Annotated in this window: 17 protein-coding genes; 9 read left to right on the forward strand and 8 right to left on the reverse strand. The window is 45.9% G+C overall.

Annotated elements, in window-relative coordinates:
- The first annotated feature begins 365 nt into the window (after nucleotides 1-365).
- Nucleotides 366-1,421 (forward strand): transposase, encoded by a 1,056-nt coding sequence (locus CHA6605_RS32345; protein ID WP_232432265.1) that lies wholly within the window; start codon nucleotides 366-368, stop codon nucleotides 1,419-1,421.
- Here CHA6605_RS32345 and CHA6605_RS02400 read toward each other — a convergent pair.
- Nucleotides 1,410-1,601, reverse strand: a complete 192-nt coding sequence (locus tag CHA6605_RS02400) for a hypothetical protein (RefSeq protein WP_051038645.1) — start codon at nucleotides 1,599-1,601, stop codon at nucleotides 1,410-1,412. The two genes, CHA6605_RS32345 and CHA6605_RS02400, sit on opposite strands and share 12 nt — an antisense overlap.
- Between CHA6605_RS02400 and CHA6605_RS31170 the strand changes: the two genes are divergently transcribed.
- The 8 genes from CHA6605_RS31170 to CHA6605_RS02435 all read left to right on the forward strand — a co-directional run bounded on the left by CHA6605_RS31170 (nucleotide 1,600) and on the right by CHA6605_RS02435 (nucleotide 7,871).
- Nucleotides 1,600-1,848: a hypothetical protein gene (locus CHA6605_RS31170; RefSeq protein WP_051038647.1), complete on the forward strand. Its 249-nt coding sequence runs from the start codon at nucleotides 1,600-1,602 to the stop codon at nucleotides 1,846-1,848. The two genes, CHA6605_RS02400 and CHA6605_RS31170, sit on opposite strands and share 2 nt — an antisense overlap.
- 189 nt (nucleotides 1,849-2,037) lie before the next feature.
- Nucleotides 2,038-3,231 (forward strand): GNAT family N-acetyltransferase, encoded by a 1,194-nt coding sequence (locus CHA6605_RS02405; RefSeq protein ID WP_015157957.1) that lies wholly within the window; start codon nucleotides 2,038-2,040, stop codon nucleotides 3,229-3,231.
- A 286-nt stretch (nucleotides 3,232-3,517) separates the two neighbouring features.
- Complete coding sequence (gene ndhL / locus CHA6605_RS02410; protein WP_269744598.1) at nucleotides 3,518-3,754, forward strand: NAD(P)H-quinone oxidoreductase subunit L; 237 nt, start codon at nucleotides 3,518-3,520, stop codon at nucleotides 3,752-3,754.
- A 10-nt stretch (nucleotides 3,755-3,764) separates the two neighbouring features.
- Nucleotides 3,765-4,070 (forward strand): DUF3007 family protein, encoded by a 306-nt coding sequence (locus tag CHA6605_RS02415; protein WP_015157959.1) that lies wholly within the window; start codon nucleotides 3,765-3,767, stop codon nucleotides 4,068-4,070.
- A gap of 155 nt (nucleotides 4,071-4,225) precedes the next feature.
- The gene (gene trpA / locus CHA6605_RS02420) at nucleotides 4,226-5,020 is read left to right on the forward strand and encodes a tryptophan synthase subunit alpha (RefSeq protein WP_015157960.1); all 795 of its coding nucleotides are present in this window, start codon (nucleotides 4,226-4,228) and stop codon (nucleotides 5,018-5,020) included.
- Nucleotides 5,021-5,220: 200 nt separating this feature from the next.
- On the forward strand, nucleotides 5,221-5,589 hold the full coding sequence (locus tag CHA6605_RS02425; protein ID WP_015157961.1) for a hypothetical protein: 369 nt from the start codon (nucleotides 5,221-5,223) through the stop codon (nucleotides 5,587-5,589).
- Between the two features lie 324 nt (nucleotides 5,590-5,913).
- The gene (locus CHA6605_RS02430) at nucleotides 5,914-6,387 is read left to right on the forward strand and encodes a QcrA and Rieske domain-containing protein (RefSeq protein ID WP_015157962.1); all 474 of its coding nucleotides are present in this window, start codon (nucleotides 5,914-5,916) and stop codon (nucleotides 6,385-6,387) included.
- A gap of 572 nt (nucleotides 6,388-6,959) precedes the next feature.
- Nucleotides 6,960-7,871 carry a cation diffusion facilitator family transporter gene (locus CHA6605_RS02435; protein WP_015157963.1) on the forward strand — a complete coding sequence of 304 codons (912 nt, stop codon included), beginning with the start codon at nucleotides 6,960-6,962 and terminating at the stop codon, nucleotides 7,869-7,871.
- Nucleotides 7,872-7,911: 40 nt separating this feature from the next.
- Here the strand turns inward: CHA6605_RS02435 and CHA6605_RS02440 are convergent, their stop codons facing one another.
- The 7 genes from CHA6605_RS02440 to CHA6605_RS02470 all read right to left on the reverse strand — a co-directional run bounded on the left by CHA6605_RS02440 (nucleotide 7,912) and on the right by CHA6605_RS02470 (nucleotide 20,993).
- Nucleotides 7,912-8,397, reverse strand: a complete 486-nt coding sequence (locus CHA6605_RS02440; protein WP_015157964.1) for a DapH/DapD/GlmU-related protein — start codon at nucleotides 8,395-8,397, stop codon at nucleotides 7,912-7,914.
- A 108-nt stretch (nucleotides 8,398-8,505) separates the two neighbouring features.
- A complete protein-coding gene (locus tag CHA6605_RS02445) occupies nucleotides 8,506-10,155 on the reverse strand; it encodes an SWIM zinc finger family protein (protein WP_015157965.1) in 1,650 nt (549 codons plus the stop codon).
- Nucleotides 10,156-10,268: 113 nt separating this feature from the next.
- Nucleotides 10,269-11,003, reverse strand: coding sequence for a M48 family metallopeptidase (locus tag CHA6605_RS02450; RefSeq protein WP_015157966.1), 735 nt, complete (start codon nucleotides 11,001-11,003; stop codon nucleotides 10,269-10,271).
- A gap of 62 nt (nucleotides 11,004-11,065) precedes the next feature.
- Nucleotides 11,066-14,437 carry a type I restriction endonuclease subunit R gene (locus CHA6605_RS02455; protein ID WP_015157967.1) on the reverse strand — a complete coding sequence of 1,124 codons (3,372 nt, stop codon included), beginning with the start codon at nucleotides 14,435-14,437 and terminating at the stop codon, nucleotides 11,066-11,068.
- 370 nt (nucleotides 14,438-14,807) lie between these two features.
- Complete coding sequence (locus CHA6605_RS02460) at nucleotides 14,808-16,022, reverse strand: restriction endonuclease subunit S (RefSeq protein ID WP_015157968.1); 1,215 nt, start codon at nucleotides 16,020-16,022, stop codon at nucleotides 14,808-14,810.
- Entirely contained in the window at nucleotides 16,019-17,539 is a 1,521-nt protein-coding gene (locus CHA6605_RS02465) for a type I restriction-modification system subunit M (protein ID WP_015157969.1), read from the reverse strand. The genes CHA6605_RS02460 and CHA6605_RS02465 overlap by 4 nt, the downstream gene beginning before the upstream one ends.
- Before the next feature lie 265 nt (nucleotides 17,540-17,804).
- The gene (locus tag CHA6605_RS02470) at nucleotides 17,805-20,993 is read right to left on the reverse strand and encodes a WGR domain-containing protein (protein ID WP_015157970.1); all 3,189 of its coding nucleotides are present in this window, start codon (nucleotides 20,991-20,993) and stop codon (nucleotides 17,805-17,807) included.
- Nucleotides 20,994-21,131: the final 138 nt, after the last annotated feature.

The raw sequence follows: 21,131 nt of genomic DNA on the forward strand, positions 1-21,131 counted from the left end.
TAGTCCGGACACCTTTTGAAAAGAAAAATGATCGATCGATCCAAAAAAAGCAATTCATCGCTTAAAGTACAAGTAGAACCCAAGTACCAGATGAATTGCCCTATGGATATTGTACAGAACCTACTTGCCAAAGTGGGTAATTTAGCAAACCGCAACGCCAGTTCTTAGCCAGTATATTTGTGACGTTGTTTGTGGTATGCGGCAAGGCAAACTTTACTAATCTCAGTCGTTATGGGCAGTATAGCGAACGAACATACCGTCGTCAGTACAAAAAAACATTCGATTTCATTCCCTTCCACGCGCAGACAATTGCAGCAGCAATTGAACCAAATCGAGAGCAGATCGCAGCGATTGATTGCTCATTTATCAGCAAGAGTGGAAAACAGACATGGGGAGTAGATAATTTCTATAACGGTAGTATCAGCAAGTCTCAAAAAGGGTTAGAAATTTCGGTGATTGCAGTGGTGGATGTATTAGCCCATCAAGGTTACACTCTCTCAGTACAACAAACTGCAAAAACCGAGCGTCAACCCATCCCCGACGCGAAACCAACGGCGAAGAAGAAGCGTAAATCGAAGTCGAAATCGAAGTCGAAATCGAAGTCGAAATCTAAATCTAAATCGAAAGCGAAAACAGAACCAGTGATTTCTGAGCGAGTCAAAGGCTATCTGAAACAACTGAAAATAGCTCGCTCCCATTTGCCTGCGGTAGTAAAATATTTAACCGCAGACAGCTTTTACAGTAAGAAATCTGTTGTTGATGGGGTGATTGAGCTAGACCTTCATTTGATTAGCAAATTGCGGATTGATGCGGATCTACGATACTGCTACACTGGCAAGCAAAAGCCCAAAGGTGCGCCGCGTAAGTATGATGGCAAGGTGAATTTGAGTGATTTGTCCCGACTGGAATTCGGTGGTGAGTTAGCTAATGGCACTAAATTGTATAGCCAAGTGGTTTGGCATGTTTCACTTAAACGTAAAATTCGCATCGTTTACTTGGTTGACCAACGTCATCCCGAGAAGCAGCGAGTAGCTTTGCTCTTTTCTACCGACACGATGATTAATCCCATCAGTCTGTACGAGTACTACAAATCTCGGTTTCAAATCGAATTCATCTTTCGTGATGCCAAACAATTTACTGGGCTTTGCGACTGTCAATCCCGCCACCAACAATCCCTGGATTTTCATTTCAATGCATCCTTGGCAGCTCTCAATATTGCCAAGCTTGAACAGCAAAAAACTCAGTCGGATACTGGGGAAGATTCACAGCCGCAATCTTTTTCAATGGCAACTTACAAGCGGCTAGCTCTCAATGGACATCTACTTGAGCGGTTTATTTCCATGTTAGAACTTGACCCGACTTTGATTAAATCCCATCCTAACTACGATAGTCTTCTCCACTATGGCTCTCTAGCTCCATAAATCTGTCCGGACTATTGCTACTACCACCACTACCGAAGCAACCACCCCAGCGACTGGTGCCACCACCGCTCCGACTACTAGTACTAGCACTACTACTACCACTCCGGATGCTGGTGCAGGCGCAGCACTAACCGCAGCCGAAAAAACCCAGTTGACTCCGGCCAAAACTGCCTTGGTCATGGCAAATACGGCCATCAAAGGTGGTGATGTGGCCAAAGCTAAAACTCAGTTTACCAAATTCACTAGTCTCTGGCCGACGGTAGAACCGATCGTTAAAGCCAAAGCTGGTGCCAACTACGAACCGATTGCTAACGGTATCGAAACAGTTAAAACTGCCATGAGTGCGGCAACTCCCGACAAAACCAAAGCCGGAGAAGGTCTCACTAAAGCGATTACTGCCATGAACGCTTTACTCGCCAAAAAATAGACCGCATTTAATCCAGATCGATAGTTAAATTTCAGTAGTTCCAACTTTGCTCGCTCACACTCCCTGCAAAGGGTAGCCACTGAACGTAACTAACATCTACATCAAAACTTCCGAACGTTGCTTTTGAGATCCCAATTTAGTCAGAGATGTTATAGTAGTAGCAACCTCTAGGTTGACAAAGGATATATAATGGCTGCGACAAATGGATCTAAACATCAGACGATCGTTCGTCCGTTGCAATATCGAGATATTGACGCGATTGCTAGCTTATGTCAACAAGCAACTATCCCCGACCCAGCAGTAAAGGCTCAGATCGAGCAACTGCTCAAACAAATGAATCGGTGGTACGCACCGTTTCAATTTCTCAATACAATTCCGACCCCCAACTTTACCGATCGCGCTTTACTAGTTGCCGAACACGAGCAACAACTGCGTGGTGTAATTAGCGTCTCTCCTTTCAATCGGACGCGCAGTACTTGGCATGTCGAATGGGTATCGCTGGTAAATGGCTCTGCACGATCGCCAGAAGATCTGCAAGCTGGTAACCCAGTAGAAATTACAGGCAAAAATGATATCGGTTCTCAATTACTTCGCTATTGCTTCGAGCACATCGTCGATGCCAGCACTTGGGTATTAGAAGTAGATGTCAACGATAATTCGGCCTTAGCTTTGTATCGCCAAAATGGATTCCAACCACTGGCGCACCTGACTTACTGGGAAATTGCGCCCGAACTCCTCAAAGAACTAGCACAACGCGAACCGGATCTGCCCAACCTGCTCCCCGTTCGCAACACCGACGCGCAACTGATCTATCAATTAGATACAGTGTCGATGCCACCATTGCTGCGGCAAGTATTCGATCGTCAAATCCACGACTTTAAGAATAACCTCGTCCAAACGATGGTGGGTAAAGTCAAAGAATGGTTTCAACAGAAACAATCCTTCAGCAACTATGTCTTTGAAACCCAACGCAAAGCCGCGATCGGGTATTATCGATTGTCATTAAACTCCGATCGTCAACTCTCAACCACCGAAAATCGTCAACCGCATCAAGCCGAATTAACCGTTCATCCCGCTTATACTTGGCTCTATCCAGAATTAATGGCTCAATTGGCCAGATCTTGCCAATACCTACCATCTCAGCCGCTGCAATTAGTCTCGGCTGACTATCAACCCGAACGCGAAGAATACTTTCAACAAATCGGTGCGGTACGAGTCAAGCATAGCCTATTGATGTCGCGTTCCGTGTGGCACAAGCTCCGCGAAGCCAAACATCTGTCTTTGGAAAATCTCCAAATTGCCGAGATGCTCCAAAGTCTCCAACCCTCGCGTCAGCCACTCCCCAACCGGATTGAGAAAAACGATGCTGAAGATCTGTCATAGCTGGCCAGATAAGACAGTTTGATGATACTAGTACTCAGTTTCAACCAGGGTATCCACAAGCGATGCGCGATCGTCGGGTTTCCCGACGGATTAGCGCATCAAGACAGGGGCACCCCTACACAATCGATCTGTAGGGGTGCCCCTTGTGGATACCCTTAGATCTATAATAAGCACTAGTTTTTAGGTACAGATCCAAGATGCGAGGTAAGCCAAGTGCGGTGGCCAGATTCGATCGAGTCACGAAGTGGGCACCTGGAAGCTGATACAATAAGGGATAATCGATCGAATAGCTAACCTTAAGAGCAAACTTATGATAGTTGCACTACTGTACTTAATTTTGAGTGGGACTTACCTATTAGTACTCCCAGGCGCATTGTATCTTTACCTTCAGAATAGATGGTACGTAGCCAGCTCGATCGAGCGACTATTAATGTACTTCTTAGTATTTTTCTTGTTTCCAGGCATGATTTTACTCTCGCCCTTTCTCAATCTTCGTCCCAAACGCCGAGAAATTGAGGCTTAAACTTTAGCTGATGCGTAGAATTGATGTCTTTGTCATTGGAATTGTAGTATTCGCGATCGGTGGTGCTGGCTATCTAGGTCTAAAACTTGCTGGATTAGACAGCATCGATGCGGGAATTTGGAGTCAATTAGTGCTCGTCGGCATTATTTTGGCATGGTTGGGTAGCTATGTATTCCGAGTAGCCACCAAAAATATGACCTACGCTCAGCAGCTCAAAGACTACGAAGAAGCTGTACTCCAAAAACGCCTAGAAGAACTCACCCCCGAAGAATTAGCCAAGCTCCAAGCCGAAATCGAGCAAGAACGGCGTGGTTAGGCTTTAGGCTTTAGGTTTTAGGCTTTAGGCTTTAGGTAGAAGGTAGAGGGTAGAGGCTGGATCGGTTTGGAACTGCGTTCCAATTTTACCCCCATTACCCATTCCCCATCTATCCATCCACCCATCCACTCATCCACCCATACCACCCAAATTTAATGCTCTCCGTTTCTAGTTGTTTTCAGTCTTTACGCGATCGCGGCCAGTGTGCTCTTATTCCGTTTATTACTGCTGGCGATCCAGACTTAACAACTACGGCTGAAGCTCTCAAAACTCTAGATGGTGCTGGTGCAGATCTCATCGAATTAGGGGTTCCTTATTCCGATCCCTTAGCCGATGGCCCGATCATTCAGGCGGCAGCTACTCGTGCGTTGGCGCACGGCGTCAAGCTCAATGATGTTATCCACATGGTGGCACAGGTGAGTCCGCAGATTAAAGCACCGATTATTCTGTTTACTTATTACAATCCCATCCTCAACCTGGGAATTCGCGAGTTTCTGAGCCAGATTGCTGCTGCTGGGGTCAAAGGTTTGGTGGTGCCAGATTTACCATTAGAAGAAGCCGAAGAACTATTGGTACCTGCGGCAGAAATCGGCATCGAAGTTATTTTGCTCGTCGCGCCAACTAGCTCTCAGGAGCGGATCGTAGCGATCGCGGCTAAGTCGCAAGGTTTTATTTATTTAGTCAGCGTCACTGGGGTAACTGGAGTGCGATCGGGATTGGAAGATCGGGTGGGAGATATTCTTGCCAATCTTCGCAGCGTTACCGATAAACCGATCGCGATTGGCTTTGGTATTTCGGCACCAGAACACGCTCAGCAAGTCCGAAAATGGGGCGCAGACGGGGTAATTGTCGGAAGTGCCATGGTAAAACGTTTAGCCGAAGGAACCCCCGTAGAAGGGCTAAAATCGATCGAGCAATTCTGTCAAAGTCTCAAAGCAGCAATTGGTTGAGAATTGAGAATTGATAACTGTTGCGTGTGCTTTAGATGTTCCCCTTATTGTCTTGGCGGAAAACTAACCCACACTGCGTCATCGCTATCTAATCCCCATTACCCTCTACTTGTACTTATATTACGGTTCGATCGAACCAAGCGGTCTCGCTTTGATAAAGTTCGGTAAAATAAAGAGTCAGCAGATGTAGGTAGGCAAATATGCTCGAACTAAGTAGTATCGCCGAATTTTCTCGGTGTCATTGTATTGGAATTTGTGCGTTTTTAGTTCCGACTAATTTAGGTTTGGCGATTGCCACACTGCTATTTACAGGATTAAATCGACCGCCACGAACAATCTATACAACGATCGGTTTGGGAATACTACCAGCGATAGTTTTATTATTACACGTTTTGACGTGGTGGTCGATCGGTGTGGTCATGTTGCCGACATTTATTTTGCCAATGCTGGCTACTACCTGCTTGGCGATCTATGCTTATGCGCTGTTCAAACCAGCACACATGCGAAACTTGTTGCTGACGATCTCCAAAATTTCGATCGCTAAATATCAGCAGTTGCTAGCTAATTAACTATCTTTACAGCCAATGTTTAGTTGGTAAACATTGGCTTTGCTATTTCAAATTAGTGGTTATATGTAGCTAAACTTTGATGAATAGATAACATTTATCATCCCAAATCGACCTAATAATCGATTCAAGATCGAGATTGAGCTGTTGAGAATAAATAGCATTAATTTAATATTTAAAGCGAATATTATCGCTCGCGTATCGATCGGGGTAACATAGTTATTTCAGATTATGGAGATTAAATTCAACCGAAGTAAAAATTGCTAAAATAAAAGCGAAGAGCTATTGTCTCTCGTTAATATTTGCAGCAATCAAAGCCCAAAAATTATGATTAAACGTCGTTCATTTCTTGGCTACTTTAGTATCGGTTGGCTGACTGCTTGTTTTCCTGTGGTATTGGCAGCTTGCGCGCCCAAGCAAGCCACGACAGAAGCCACAAGCTCTACCCCAGATTCAGCTTCAGATGATAAAACGACTTCCAAACCAGCAGCAAAGAAGACCGCAGATGGATTTACAGTAGTCGGTACTGTCGCCCAACTCGAACAGGCTGGATATATTCAAACCAAACAAGTCGCGGTGACCAAAGATCCGGCCAATCCCAAGCAGTTACTGGCTGTCAATCCTAAATGTACCCATCAAGGTTGTGATGTCAAATGGATGGCTGGGGCGAAAAAATACGATTGCCCTTGTCACTCTGCTGAATATGCGGCTGATGGTAAAGTTCTCAAAGGGCCTGCTACAAAATCTTTAGCTAAGTATCCAGCGAAGATTGTTGGCACCCAAGTGTTGGTGAAAGTTTAGTTAATTAGTTAACCCAAGTTGCTACTTATAACCGCAGCGGTTATAAACCGCCGCTCAGCTTGCGTAATGTCCGCCTGTCTTGATTCGCTTCTTTCGGCCTCCCAAGCGCGCGTTGCCGACCCATGTGTTTGGGTCGGCAACATCTGCGCAATCTCTGATGCGCTGATGTGCCTTGATGGTCGGGTCTTCTGCTGAGGGAACCTCAGAGTTCGATCGTGGAAGTGCGACAACGACGCATCGACTTGGAGATTTCTTCTTTGGTTGTGTGCGTTAAGACAACAAAGGCGGACATTACGCATCCTTAGCACTGACTTCCAACCGTTAGCATGATGGTAGGTAGCAACTTGATTTAGTTAGTGTAAGTCGGTAAATAGGGGTCTCGAACTAGATGCAGACGATAATTAATGTCTGAAATTATGCGATCGTTTTATCCCGATCGCGATTGTAACTAGCAGCGGATAGATAAACTAATAACAATTTAAAAACTAATTCCGATCGATGGCTCGATCGACTCCACATATGGCAAGGTTTTCCCAATCCGCAATCCGCAATCCAAAATCCAAAATGGTATGATGAGTTTTCAAACTGCGCGACCGTATACACTATTGTCGATCGGGGCTGCGCTGATGACGATCGCGCTAAAAACTGGAGCCTATTTTTTAACTGGCTCGGTAGGACTATTATCTGATGCGTTGGAGTCTGGGATCAATTTGGTGGCTGCACTGGCAGCGTTTTGGGCATTATCTTTTGCCGCCACTCCCGCCGATGAAGATCATCCATTTGGACATAATAAGGCCGAATACTTTTCGAGTGGATTGGAAAGTATTTTAATTGTCGTGGCAGCAATTGGGATTGCGGTAGTCGCGGTGGGAAGATTATCTTCGCCGCAACCGCTCGAACAGCTCGGCGTGGGCTTATTTTTGACATTAATTGCTACGGCGATTAATGGTGGCGTTGCCTGGATTTTATTACGAGCGGGAAAGCGACTGCGATCGATTACGCTCCGTGCTGATGCCCATCATTTATTTACAGATGTTTGGACTTCAGGCGGCGTCATTCTCGGCATCTTGCTCGTCAAGCTGACGGGTTGGCTGATTCTCGATCCGATAATTGCCTTATGCGTTGCGGCGAGTATCCTCGTATCGGGAGCAAAACTGCTTCAAGAGACAGGCGCGGGGTTGCTCGATACCTCACTACCACTAGAAGAACGCGATCGCATTACAAATATTTTTAGTAGGTACGAGCCGCAAGGTATCCACTTTCATGCCCTCCGCACGCGAGTATCCGGTTCGCGGCGATTCGTGACGTTTCACGTCTTGGTACCAGGAAGTTGGACGGTGCAACAAGGGCACGATCTCTGTGAAGATGTTGAAGAAGCGATCGTTGAGGCTCTACCAGGTGCTAATGTAGTTTCGCACATGGAACCGCTCGAAGATCCCAAATCCTGGACGGATCTAGAACTCGATCGGTCGATCGATCGATAATCCTAGCTCTATCGCGACAACTATCGCCCGACCCGACGATTTACCCGATTGCTGTGGATTTAATCGGATGAGCTGGAATGCCGACAACGGTCGTGTTATCTGCCACATTTTTAGTGACGATAGCACCAGCACCAATCTTACAGTTTGAACCAACTTTTACTCCTGGCAAGATCGCGGCATTCGCACCGATTTCGGTACAATCGCCAATCCTACTTTTTCCCAGCACTTTGGCACCAGGAGATATTGCACAGTATCGACCGATGCTGGCATCATGGCTAACGATCGCCGCTTTGTTGAGCAAAGTTCCATTACCAATCCGCACATTGCATGTGATGGTCGCATGGGAGAGAATACATACCCCATCACCGATATTATTATCAAATTTTCCAATCAGAGCATAATTTGAAATAATTGAGCATGGCTTCCCACCGATAGAGACCAGCTCTTGGAAAAGTTTTTTACGAATTGCAGCACTTCCCACCCCAAGGGCAAAATCAGGTGACTCATTCAAAAAGTGCTCTTTCAAAGCTTCCCATGATTAGATCGCTAGTAATCTCACAGCCCACGTCGTGCTATTCCAAGCAAATCTAACCACAGCAACCGATCGCCGACAGCTTATTTCGATCGATTTATGCTAGAGCCTTACTAATGCTTGCTGATGCTGCATTCGCAAGGCAAGGATATGTTCGCAGGGGCCTTTAAATAGCTTATTTTGCTGGTGCCAATTACAGGTACAATTGGCGGCCACCAATCGCTCATCGCGATCGATCTCGGCAATTGGCTTATATGTCTGCGATCGATATTTTATAGTTCCGGCTAGATGTAATGTCCCGTTAGTATCGACACTCGAACTATCGACTTTGACGACTTTATTCGTGATAAATTCGCTGGCGGCTGATTCGCGATCGTTGGCAAATCTCAATCGATCGATCGGCAATGGTTCTTGAGTTAATTCGCGGACGCGATAGACTTGTTTATTCAGATCGTAAATCGCTCGTCCGGCTTGAGTATAGGCACTCAAGGCACCTAAAACGACACTGCGATCGAGTTTCAATCTTTTAGCCAGATCGTCAGGCGATTCGAGCCAATTTTCTTGCAATCCGGCGAATACTTTTTGCTTCGTCCAATCATCGACAGTGTCGCGGGGAGCCATCAGATCGAAATTTCCGGCTTTTGCCCAGTCATTTGCCGTCCAGCCGGATAAACCCAGGGTGAAGGATAAATCGTGAAGATCGGCGACGTAAAAGGAGGGTAAACCCGTGCCTAATAAGTGAACGGTGAACTTCTTAGCGACGGGAATCAAGCGTTCTAAAATCAACAATCGGCGGCGTCCCCAAACGCGAATTTCTTCGGGTTTATTGCCGTGGTAGAAGGATCGATCGCAAACTACTTCGAGATTCCACGGCTCGAAAATGACGCGGACTGGTTCGCCCGGTTTGAGGATATATTTCATGCTCCGAGGGCCATGTTTTTCCTTGCGGCGGCGGAGGACGAAGCAAAGATTGTAGATATCCATCGGATGGAGATCGAAGCTAATTGCGGGCAAGGACATCGCTGAATTGACTTGCAAGAAGCCGCGTACCCACGTATCGGGTAAATCGATTTTCACCTCTTTATAAGCCACCTCGCCCGCAGTTTGAACGCCAAAACCGGAGGGATCTACTTCAAAAACGGTGGATTTATAGGTGCGGATTTTTTGGAATTCGTCGTAAAGTGCGGCGGAATAATCGACATTTGTCGTCCCGCACGCAAAGTCGCCGACGTTTTTAAAAACCTCATAGCTGGCACCGAGCCGCCCGTAGCTAGATTCATCTTGGCTGAAACACTCGAAGAATACTTCGTCGGGATGGACGGTAATCACCGGATCGAGGACGAACCAAGCATCGCGATCTTTTTGGTACAGGTAGTCGAAATAGCGGCGCACGGATTTGTAGTATCCGCTCGATCGCTCGGAGCTACGACGGCGTAATTCGCTCATTTCGGCATCGAGTTCTCGCAGTCTGTCAGTCACGGTTTGCCGCTGGGTGGCGATGAGTTGCCAGTCGATCTCATTGCGTTGCGCTGCCCATTCTTTATAGGCGGTTTTATCTTTGGGCTGAAATCGCAAGTCGGAGACTACGACATCGTGCAGCGCGCTTATCGCTTCGCGGAAGGCGATATTTTGCCGCAGTTCGCCGCGAAAATAAGTCGGCGTGCGGGTGACATCGGGAGCGAAGGACATATTCGTGCGATCGCCATTGCTGGAGATGCTACTGTTGCCGGGATAACTATAGTTAAATTCCATCGATCTAGTTACATGGGAAACACAACGCAAAGCTTAAATACTATTGTACTATGCCATCTGCAAATTGTCAGCTTGTATCGATCGCATTACGGATTATGAAACCTTGCCTATATCTACTTCAGACGGAGTTCGATGCGATCGTTGAGATAGTTTTTCCGAGTATTCCAGTCTGGCAAAATGCTCTCTAATAGTTTGTAAAAACTAGCAGAATGATTGGGAAACCGGAGATGACAGAGTTCGTGAATTATCACATAGTCAATGCAATCTTTTGGTGCGCTAACTAAGAGGGGGTTGAGGAATATTTTACCATTTGGGGTGCAGCTTCCCCAGCGTTTGGACATAATGCGAAGTTCAAAGCCAATTTTTTCTGGAATAATTCCATAAATAGCAACTAATTTGGTGCAGTATTGGTAACGTTCGCTAAATATTGTCATCGCTCGATCGCGAAACCAATTAGAAATGGATCTTTCGACATGTTCTCTGTCAAATGGTGTGGGCGTATTAACTTCCAATCTACCTTGCCACAGCCGGATTTTTTCAACTGAACTTTCAATTAGTTTTAGCCGATATTGACGACCTAAATAGCGATAACCTTCGCCTGAGACGCATTCGGGGGCGGGTAAAGGTGGGGCATATTTGGTAAATTGGCGTTGTTGTTTGGCAATCCAGGCGGCGCGATGAATGACTTTGGATTCGATCGATTGCAAGGTCTCATTGGTAGGAGCTTTGACAATAATACTACTATCTGGATGAACTTCGATCGCCAAGGTTTTGCGGGGGGAATATTCCAGGGCGAAGGTGATGTTTTGGCTTCCGTAGGGCACGCGATGGATCTCGGTTGATTTCATATCATCTAAATATTTTTTAACCGCAGAGGCTCAGAGAGCGCAGAGAAGAGAAGGAAGAGATGTTAGCTGACTTCATAGTTTTCGGCAATCTTGAGGATCTTGGCAATTAGTTCGTCTAAGTCTGCCCAGTGAATGAATAGATTGTGAGTCTTTTTTAAGTCGTGAACGAGATCGTCGATTTCGTTCATCATCCGGTTTTGGATATCTTTGTGATGTTGCCAATCGCGGACTTTGTGTTTGGTGATAATATCTTCGATACCGATCGATAGTAATACAAATACGTCTGAATGATTGATATTGCTGTCGATGCCGCCATCGATTAAAATCGAGGCTGGTGCTGCAAAGTCCGCCTGCGCGGACTGGGTTGTATATGTGGACTTCACTTCACGAACAACGGAGCGAGCGGTATTGTAGTCCGCGTAGGCGGACTTCGCATCACGAGCAGAGACTTCAGTCTCTAGGCTCTCTGGGCTACTAGATAATTTAGCTTGCAAAACGTTGTAAAAAGCTCGCGCTTGGGGGCGAGTTTGCAATGGTAGGGGAACGGTATCCGCGCCACCACTGCGGACGGTTTCTAGACACGATCGCATTTGCTGGAGATATTCGATGTCACCGAGGCGTTTGGCGCGGTGGGCATCGATCGCGGTTTGAATTAATTGACTCAATCGCAGGTATAATACAGGGTCTTCTTCCATCCGTTCGATCGCGACTTTTTTGATTCTCGCGGCGATGGCATCGGCTTGGGCGGCTGTTCCTACAATACTTTCAATTTCGGCATTCGATCGATCCAGATCGAAAATATCTACAGGTTCGATAATAGTCATAAATTCCGACGCGCCGATTTCTTTTTCTACCATTCGGCGAATTTGGTCGGTATATTCCGAATAGTCTACCTTTTCGCCGTACCTGACTTTAACTAGATCCCGCAGCTTGAGCCAAGATTTGAGATCTTGGAGATAGCGGTGTTTGGTAGTTTCGGGAGTATCGGCTTGAAAGGGAGCATTACTGAGGGCGAGGCGGAGATTTTTGGCGAAATCGCGCAGGGCTGCATAAAATTCGTCCCGACGATCTTGGGGTTCGAGCCACTGCTGGAGGCTTTCGGTATCCTGAAGATTAGTCACGCCTTTAAATACATCCCACACCGCCGCGTGTAAAGTGGGCAATTTGGCAATTTCTACGCGCACGTCTACCAAGGCACCCTCAATATCCTCTCGATCGAAGCCTTCTTGCTCCAAGGCGGCGTAGATTTCTAGGGCTTGGTTCATTTCGCCAAAAATGCCCCGATAGTCGATTACCAGCCCGTATTCTTTGCCCTCGAACACCCGATTTACTCGCGCGATCGCTTGTAATATATTATGTTCTTTGAGCCGTTTGTCGATATACAAAATCGCATTGCGCGGCGCGTCAAAGCCCGTCAGCAGTTTATCAACGACGATTAATAAATCTGGTGCATCGTCACCATCGCCATCTTTGAATTTTTCGATTAGCCTGTCTTGATAATTTTTCGGCGTGCCATAAATTGCCATCATATCTTTCCAAAAGCGTTGGACTTCCGAAAGATCGGCTTCATTGACACTATCGTTATCTTCGCGAGTATCTGGGGGCGAAATAATTACTGCCGATCGCACTTTACCCCAATCGTCGAGAAGTTTTTTATATGTAATTGCCGCGCGTTTGCTAGAGGTAGCGAATTGTCCTTTTAATTTCGTACCCTTGAAATGTTTGTCAAAATGTTGACTGAGATCGTAGGCAACTTCTCGCATTCTTGCATCGGCTTCATACAGCGGTTCGGCACTTTTGAACTTGCGTTTCAAGTCGGCTTTTTGTTCGGAATTTAAGTCAGATGTAATCCGATCGAACCATTTATCAACAGCTTCAGTATTTTTGAATTCACTTTCTCGCCCTTCATAAACGATCGGCACTACTGCTTTATCCCCGACAGCTTTGGGCATAGTATAAGAGTGAATAAACCCGCCGAATTTCTGGGCGGTACTTTTATCCTTTTTGAGTAATGGCGTACCTGTGAAGCCGATATAACAGGCATGTGGGAACACATTTCGCATCTTGGCGTGAATTTGCCCGTATTGGGAGCGATGGGATTCATCTACTAGCACAAATATATTCGGGCTGGGATTTTCACCCTTTTCTCTAGCGACAGTATCAAATTTATCGATGACGGTGGTAATAATTTCGGCTTTGGGGAGATTGAGTAATTCGAGTAGATTTTTACCACTTTGAGCTTGAGTCGGCGGCAGTTTACAATTGCCGAAAGTAATGGTAAGTTGATCGTCTAAATCGACTCGATCGTTAACTAGAATAATCTTCGGATTGAGAATACTTGGTTCTCTAATTAATGCTTTAGCTAATAACACCATCGTCAACGACTTTCCGCTCCCCGTCGTGTGCCAAATTACGCCACCCTGACGCGACTTATCCCCGCGTACCTGCTTGACTCGATCGATCGTTGCTCTCACCGCAAAATACTGTTGATAACGGGCGATCTTTTTATCTCCAGCATCAAATAAAATATAACCATGAATCAGAGCTAATAATCGTTGCGGTGCGAGTAAACTGTAGATTAATCGATCTTGAGCCGAAACTAATCTCTCACCCGCTGCCCAGAGTTCGCGAATTTTTACCTGCTCCCAAGTTTGCCGCCAGCTTAATAGTTTCTGACTTTGAGTTGCTGAAAGATCCACATTAATGAGGGCGTATAATTCGGCTTCAAACTTATCTAATCCTCCCTCTTCTTTCCACACTGCCCAAAATTCTTTTGATGTGCCAGTAGTCGCATATTGGGCTGAGTTTTGAGCGATCGCCATTAAGATTTGAGTAACACAAAAAAAGTGCGGAATCTCATCCGTACGCTGATTTCGTAAGTGTTGACTAATCGCTTCTTCAGTAGCTTTGGGCAGATCTGGGCGTTTACATTCGATCGCCACCAACGGAATCCCATTCACAAATACCACAATATCAGGGCGACGAGTTTGGGTACTATTCAACCGCTCGACTTCAAACTCATCGGTAACGTGATAGCTATTATTCGATGGATTTTCCCAGTCGATATATTTGAGTTGATGGCTTTTCTTATCGCCATCGATCGTTTGTTCGAGACTTTTTCCTAATACTAATAAATCGTAAATCTGTGCGCTAGTAGTGTAGAGAGCATCGTAAGGAAATTGACTAATAGCCGCGACAGCAGTTTGAATATTTGCATCGCTAAATGGATGTATTTTACCAGATCGATCGATTTGATTGAGCTTATGAAGTTGAGCCGTCAGGATATCTTCAAGTACTACCTTCGATCGTTTCCCCTGACGATGTGCGAGTGCTTCGGCTGGCGTGATGTAGGTATACCCGATGTTTTGGATCAGGGCGAGGGCGGGGATTTGAGATGAGATGACTTCGCGTAGATCGATCGGGGATGGGGTCATAATAATTTCGTAGGGTGTGTTATCGCGGAGCGTAACGCACCTGCTCCACCATAAATTAAGTTTACGGTAGGTTGGGTTGAAGAATGAAACCCAACATCTCTAGGGTGTTTGTGCGTTCGTTGGGTTTCGCTATCGCTCTACCCAACCTACAATGTTTCTATTGTAAAGATCCGTAGGGGCGGGTTTATGCTAGTAAATATCGCTAAATTCTAGAAATACCAAACGAACCCGCCCAACCCCACCAGCAACGCCCAGATCGTTTTCTATCATCAGATCGAAACATGCGTCGGTTATTGGTGGGGAGGGCGGGTTCGATCGATCGTTATCGTTACATTCGGTATTCCTAGCATAAACCCGCCCCTACAGATCCTTAAATCATTTCAACCCTAATCTTACCTGTCAATAACTGTTGCATCAATCCTAGTTTCTGTTGCTTGTAAGCAGCCAGTTGTTTTTCTAGCGTTGATATTTCCTCATCGGCGGCAGAGAGTACAGCAGCAATCTTTTCCTGTTCTGGAATTGATGGTAATTTTACGGCGAACTGTCTAATAAAATCACTAGGAACTCGTTGCTGTCCACCAGATCCTTGCATCATGGTTTTACCACGCATTCCAAAATTATAAGTTCGAGTTAAATAATATAAATAAATTGGGATAATTTCCATCTTTGCTCTAAGTACGAAAAATTCTGTGCTTCCAAATCCTATACCTCGCAAACCTTCAATAAATGCACCCTTTCCATTTTCAAAACATGGGGTGATTTTTGCAACAAGAGTATCGCCATTAATAAATGCTGTATATCCACTTGTAGAAGTATCTAAATTTATGCTAGCGATATTCTTTAAATGTCCAGACTCAGAAACGCTTGCCATTTCCACAAACTCACCCACGAATTGAAGATTATTAGGATGGCTTCTGGGATTAATATCTGCAATCTTTTCAAGTGATACTTTCTTCCACTCGCTACCTTCAAACTCCTTAAAACGTTTCTTCCCAGTCAACAACTGCTGCATCAGCCCCTGCTTGCGCGATCGAACCCTCCCAATCAACTTCTCCAGCAGATCGATCGACTCATCCCAAACCCCAAGTATCTCCGCAATCCTACACTGTTCTAAAAGCGGCGGTAAAACGATTGGAAAATCATTTATTTGCTGAGTACTTATATGTGGTATTGCCGTTTCTGTTTGAACACTTTTCACATATTGCTCAAATCTATGGCTCATTACCAAGTAGGGCAGAAACTTCTGCTCTAGTCCTTTATTAGCTCTTAACCGTGCAACTCGCTGTACGAGTAAAGCGGGTACATCTTCCTCTCGAATAATTGCAATCTTGAGTCCATTACTTACTAATACACGATCCATCGCGATTATAAGATCTTGAGGATTTAGATAATACTTGTTCAGTCCTTCTACATTATTTAATGACCAATGTTTAGCACCATCCCATCTTGTAGAACCTGGAATAATATTATCTCCACGTAGCAACCGAATAGATTGCTCAGATTCAGTATACAGTTCACTTTTGAATGGATAGCCAGTAATTATATCTACGTGATTGCCAAGAGTTGTTTTTAGCCAACCTTTCATAAGCCCAACTCCTCCAAATACCCAACCATCCGAAACTTAACCTTAGATAACTCCTCCTCCAAACCATCGATCTCCGCCTGAACTGCCCCAATATCGATCTCCGCCTCCTCCTCAAAAGTATCCACATACCTGGGAATATTCAGATTAAAATCATTCTCCTGAATCTCATCAAACCCCGCCAAATAAGCATACTTCTCGATCGTTTCTCGCTGCGTGTATGCCGCCACAATTTTGACGATATCTGCCGCCCTGAGATTGTTCTGGGTTTTCACATCCGCAAAATCCCGACTGCCATCGATAAATAGCACCTTATTGTCTGGTTTATTCCGCTTAAATACCAACACCGCCGCCGGAATTCCCGTACCGAAAAACAGATTACTCGGTAAACCAATTACCGCATCTAACAGATTTTCGGCGATTAATTGTTGGCGAATCTTCCCCTCACTACTGCCCCGAAATAACACCCCGTGGGGCACCACTACCGCCACTCTACCGCGCTCTAGGCTCATGGTTTCGACGATGTGGGAGATAAAGGCAAAATCCCCCTTACCCTTGGGGGGAATGCCCCGATTGAAGCGTTTGAACCTGTCGGAAGCTACATCATCCGCGCCCCATTTATCCAGACTAAACGGCGGATTGGCTACCACCACTTCAAACCGCATTAACTTATCATTTTCCAACAGCTTGGGATTGCGAATCGTATCGCCCCACTCTACCCGCGCACTATCTACCCCATGTAGAAACATATTCATCTTGGCTAAAGCCCAAGTACCGCCCGTATTCTCCTGCCCAAACAGGCTATAGTTATCACTCCCCTGACGGCGCACATAGTTGGCACATTTAATCAACAGCGAACCCGAACCGCAAGTAGGATCGCAAATTCGCTCTCCTGGCTGAGGTGCGACGAGTTCCGCCATTAGTTCCGATACTTCCCCAGGCGTGTAAAATTCCCCCGCTTTCTTGCCTGCTCCAGCGGCGAATTTGGCAATCAAGTATTCGTAAGCATTGCCAATCACATCCAGATTACCGATACGGGATGGGCGCAAATCTAGTTTCGGATTGGCGAAATCTTCCAGCAGCATCTTCAAGCGGGTATTCCGCTCCCGCGTCTGCCCTAAATTCGCCTCGCTATTAAAATCAATATTCCGAAACACCCCCGCCAGCTTGAGTTTATTGGCTTCCTCAATCTGCTCTAATGCCTTATTAATTACCTCGCCGAGGTTGGTATCATTCCGTTTGGTATAAATATCATCAAACCGACAATCGGGGGGCAATACAAACCGCTCCCGCTCCAATCGCCGCAGAATCCGCTCCTTATCATCGCCATACTGCTCTTGCAATTGCGCGTAATGTTCCGTCCATGAGTCGCTGACGTATTTGACGAACAACATCACCAGCAGATAGTTTTTGTACTCGCTAGCATCGATCGTACCTCTGAAGGTGTCGCAAGCGCGCCAGAGGATATTATTAATCTCGTCTTGATTGACAGGGAGGAAGGGGATAGTAGTTTTGTCCATTCAGAATCCATGCTGGCATTTTTAGCATTCTCCCACATCCCACTGTCGGCATCAGGATTTTGAGGATGTAAGGATGGACAGGATGAGGTGGTTTGTGGGTAGCATCATCTTAATATTAATATCCTTTGTATCCTAAGTAAGTAGGTGCAAATATTTATTAAATAGATAATGCCTGAAACCTTAGAGATCGATTTTATCTTTTCCATCTAATTTACTCAGGAGACGTTAAGGTAATTCCCCTCCTCGGAGGGGCAGGGGTGGGTTTCTAAGTTTTCATAGGTACTTGTTTAACCAAAATCGGCACCGATAATTGCGGATATAATTGATGAATTTTTAGCAAAGTTTCTAACGCACGAGCCTTTTCGCCGATCGCGATCGAGGCTGATTGTCTGGTTAATAATTCAATTACTACTTGAGCCGCAGCTTCACTTTTAATTGCTTCGCTATTGAGGAAGGCAAAGATCCGTTGTTTGGCGACGCGAGCGCGGTTGACTTGGGCGAGGACGCGAGTAAAATAAGGCGTCAATTCTTGCAGTCTGTCGAGGTTTCCCGCTGCATAGTCTTCGAGATATTGACTGGCGAATAGCTGCATATCGGTAGTGGGATGTTCGCTAAATTTGAGCAGATATTCTAAGCCATCTTGTTGTTGAAAACAGCTCCCGACTAGATCGCGTCCGAATTTCCGCACGTCTTCACGATTGCTATCGCAAATACTAATTACTACTGAGGGGCTAAGTTCGGCGGGGGTGAGCAGTTCGCCAAATAGCTTGAAGCCAAATTGACGGGAGTCTTCCCATTTGGATGCCATGACTACGGTAGCAGCGAGTAAGTCCGCAGGTTGTTGGCGCAAGCGCGGTAAGATTTGCTCTAACATTTGCCAGCCAGCGACGCGAATTGCCAGAATTTCATGATGGGTGAGTTCGGCAATTTTTTCGGTAGCTAATGTATCTGCCCAGCGGGTACTATTGACTTGTAAAATCTTACCTGCGAGATCTTGGCTGGCAGTAGCAGCAGATTTAAGCAACGTCCAGGTAATTTCAGCACTGGTAACTGCCATCCAATTTGGTAAGTCATTTTGCAATAGTTGCGAGATGAACGTATGCAATCCTTCGTGTGCTTCGGGTGCTAATAAGATCGGAATTAATCGATCGAGTAAAGTAGTGGTAAAATCTGGGTGCGCTGCGGCAATTCGCTGGATACTGGCACGAATTGCCGATCGCATTTCGGGGAGTTCGTGAGTGACTAATGTTAAAATTAGTTCGATTCGTTCTATTAAAAGTTCATCTGGTAATTGTCCGAATAATTGGACGCCAATGACGCGGACTGAAGCAACTGGCGATTCTAATAAAGCATCGATTAAACCGGGCGGTAGATCGATCGTTTGCGTCTGATGATTGAGTAAGATTTGCGCGCCACAAGTTTGTAAAACTGGGAGCGGATGACGGAGTAAATCGAGGACGATTTCTAAACCGATCGCTCTTAAGGCGACACTAAAACAAGTAATTAATGTTTGAGTGGCATGTTCGGCAATATGCGATCGCGTCGTATCTAAAGTTAATAATTCAGCAATAATGCGTCCGATTATCGTCCGTGCGGTATCCGCTGGGAAAATCGTATTGCATAATAATTGTTGAATAAATAACTGTGTATCTACTTCGGGACTGATAATTAAACCTGCAATTAAACGATCGTCAGTAATAAATCGATCGATCTGGGTGCGAATCCAATTATGTGCTTCGCTCCGAGCGGGTGCGTAAGCACAATTAGCGATCGCGAGAATCAGATCGGTTTGGGGATTGTCGGGTTGATAGCGAGAGCGCGCTAATTCAAAGCCAAATTGAGCGGTAACTTCGTAAGGTTTGGCTAACAGTTGCATCAAGATCTCGATCGAGATGCCTTGGCAAAATTCGGCACAAGTTCTAATTGCTTTGATGGCAAATTCATGAACTGGCTGGCACTGACTCTCTGATAATAGTTGGAGTAGTAAATGCGGTTGTTGCTCCCATAATTCTGGAAACGCTTCTTCCCGAACATTCGGAGCCGGATCGCCGATTTTATATGTAGACTTACACCGCCAGACATCATTCGATGGCGGCAATTCATAGCGCGGACTATTAGTATAGAGAATGTGATTGAATGCTAAATAAGCTGCATATTTATCCCAGCTAATGCGGCGATTGCGACGTTCGGTGTGGTGCCAATAATTTGATTCGCGAATGGGAGTGGCATCGAGATCGCTATATTGCAAGAGGATATGTACCGCTAGCGGTACATATTCCGATCGATTTAATTCGCCCAAAGTTTTGAGCGATCGCCAGACTCGCCGCCGCAAATAATCGCGAGTTTTATGACTATAAGCCAATCGACAATTCGACTTAGCCATTTCTGCTTGGAATTCACCCGTTGGTGTTGACTCATATTGGCCTGTTTTGGGATTGCGTACCCAATTTTGCATCCGTAAGTATTCACTAGTATTAGGGATGTAAATACCGTAAGTATTACTATTATAAAATGCGGGAGTTCGATCGAGTCGATAAACCAGGATGCCAAATACTTCGGCGTCGTGGCGATATTCAGCAATCTTGAAAATGTGCCGCAACCGCTGAAAATAATTGGGCTGGAAGGGTGCGTGTCGCACTATCTCTAGAACAGCAGGGCGAGTATGTTCGCTATCAATCTGATATAGCAAATCTAGTACGTCAAATTGAGGCGGCGTAGCGGTGGCAAGATAAGTTTGTAAAGCCTCGATAATAGTGGCTGTGGCTGCACCTTGCCGCACTAACTCGCGCAACGGCTTGGGTAATTTGACGATTAGTTCGTCGCGCAATGCCCCCGCACCTTCTGGATTGAGCTTGAATAAAGCTTCGAGCGCAATTCGGCGGATATGAGCTGGCGTGTCGGCTTGACGGTAAATCGCGTCTAACATCGGCACCGCGCTGGCATCGCCGCAATTTCCCAATGCCCAAGCGATACTATAATTCGTCAGCGGATTGTTGCCCCATAATTGCATCAGTAAAGGCGTCGCTGCGGCTAATTGTAACTCTCCCGATCGCCAAATCGCCCGATCGATTTTCCATTCCTTCGGTTTGGTGATGGCATTGCGGTTATTTACCGCCAACATCAATCTGGCTAACACCGCTCGGTTGCGTTCATCTGGTTCGTCGATGTTCGCAGGTACGGCAACACTCGCTGCAACCGCTTCAGGTGCCACCGTACCCGCCTCGCGATAGCCTTTAGTTACTTTCGATCGAATTAGTCGATCGAACACCCGTTGCGCCTCATTTAGCGGGACTGCGGTTACTGTTTCTGCCCCTTCGCGCAGATTGCCCCCGCGTCTACCATAGCGATAATTTACCATGTAGCGATCGGGTGCTACTTGACACAGATCGACTTCATAGACTTTATCCGAACTACCTGCTTGATAGACGAGGGTGGTGCGTTGAATGAGTTGCATAGACGATCGGTAACAAATTCTCGATACTATTGTACTATACGATCGATCCAGTGACAATCCAATACTTCTGTTGCTCACATCTTGCACCAATATGGAAAGACTAGTGCTTAGTAGAGATAGTCGGGTACCCACAAGCGG

It is taken from the genome of Chamaesiphon minutus PCC 6605 (assembly GCF_000317145.1).
Classification (GTDB): domain Bacteria; phylum Cyanobacteriota; class Cyanobacteriia; order Cyanobacteriales; family Chamaesiphonaceae; genus Chamaesiphon; species Chamaesiphon minutus.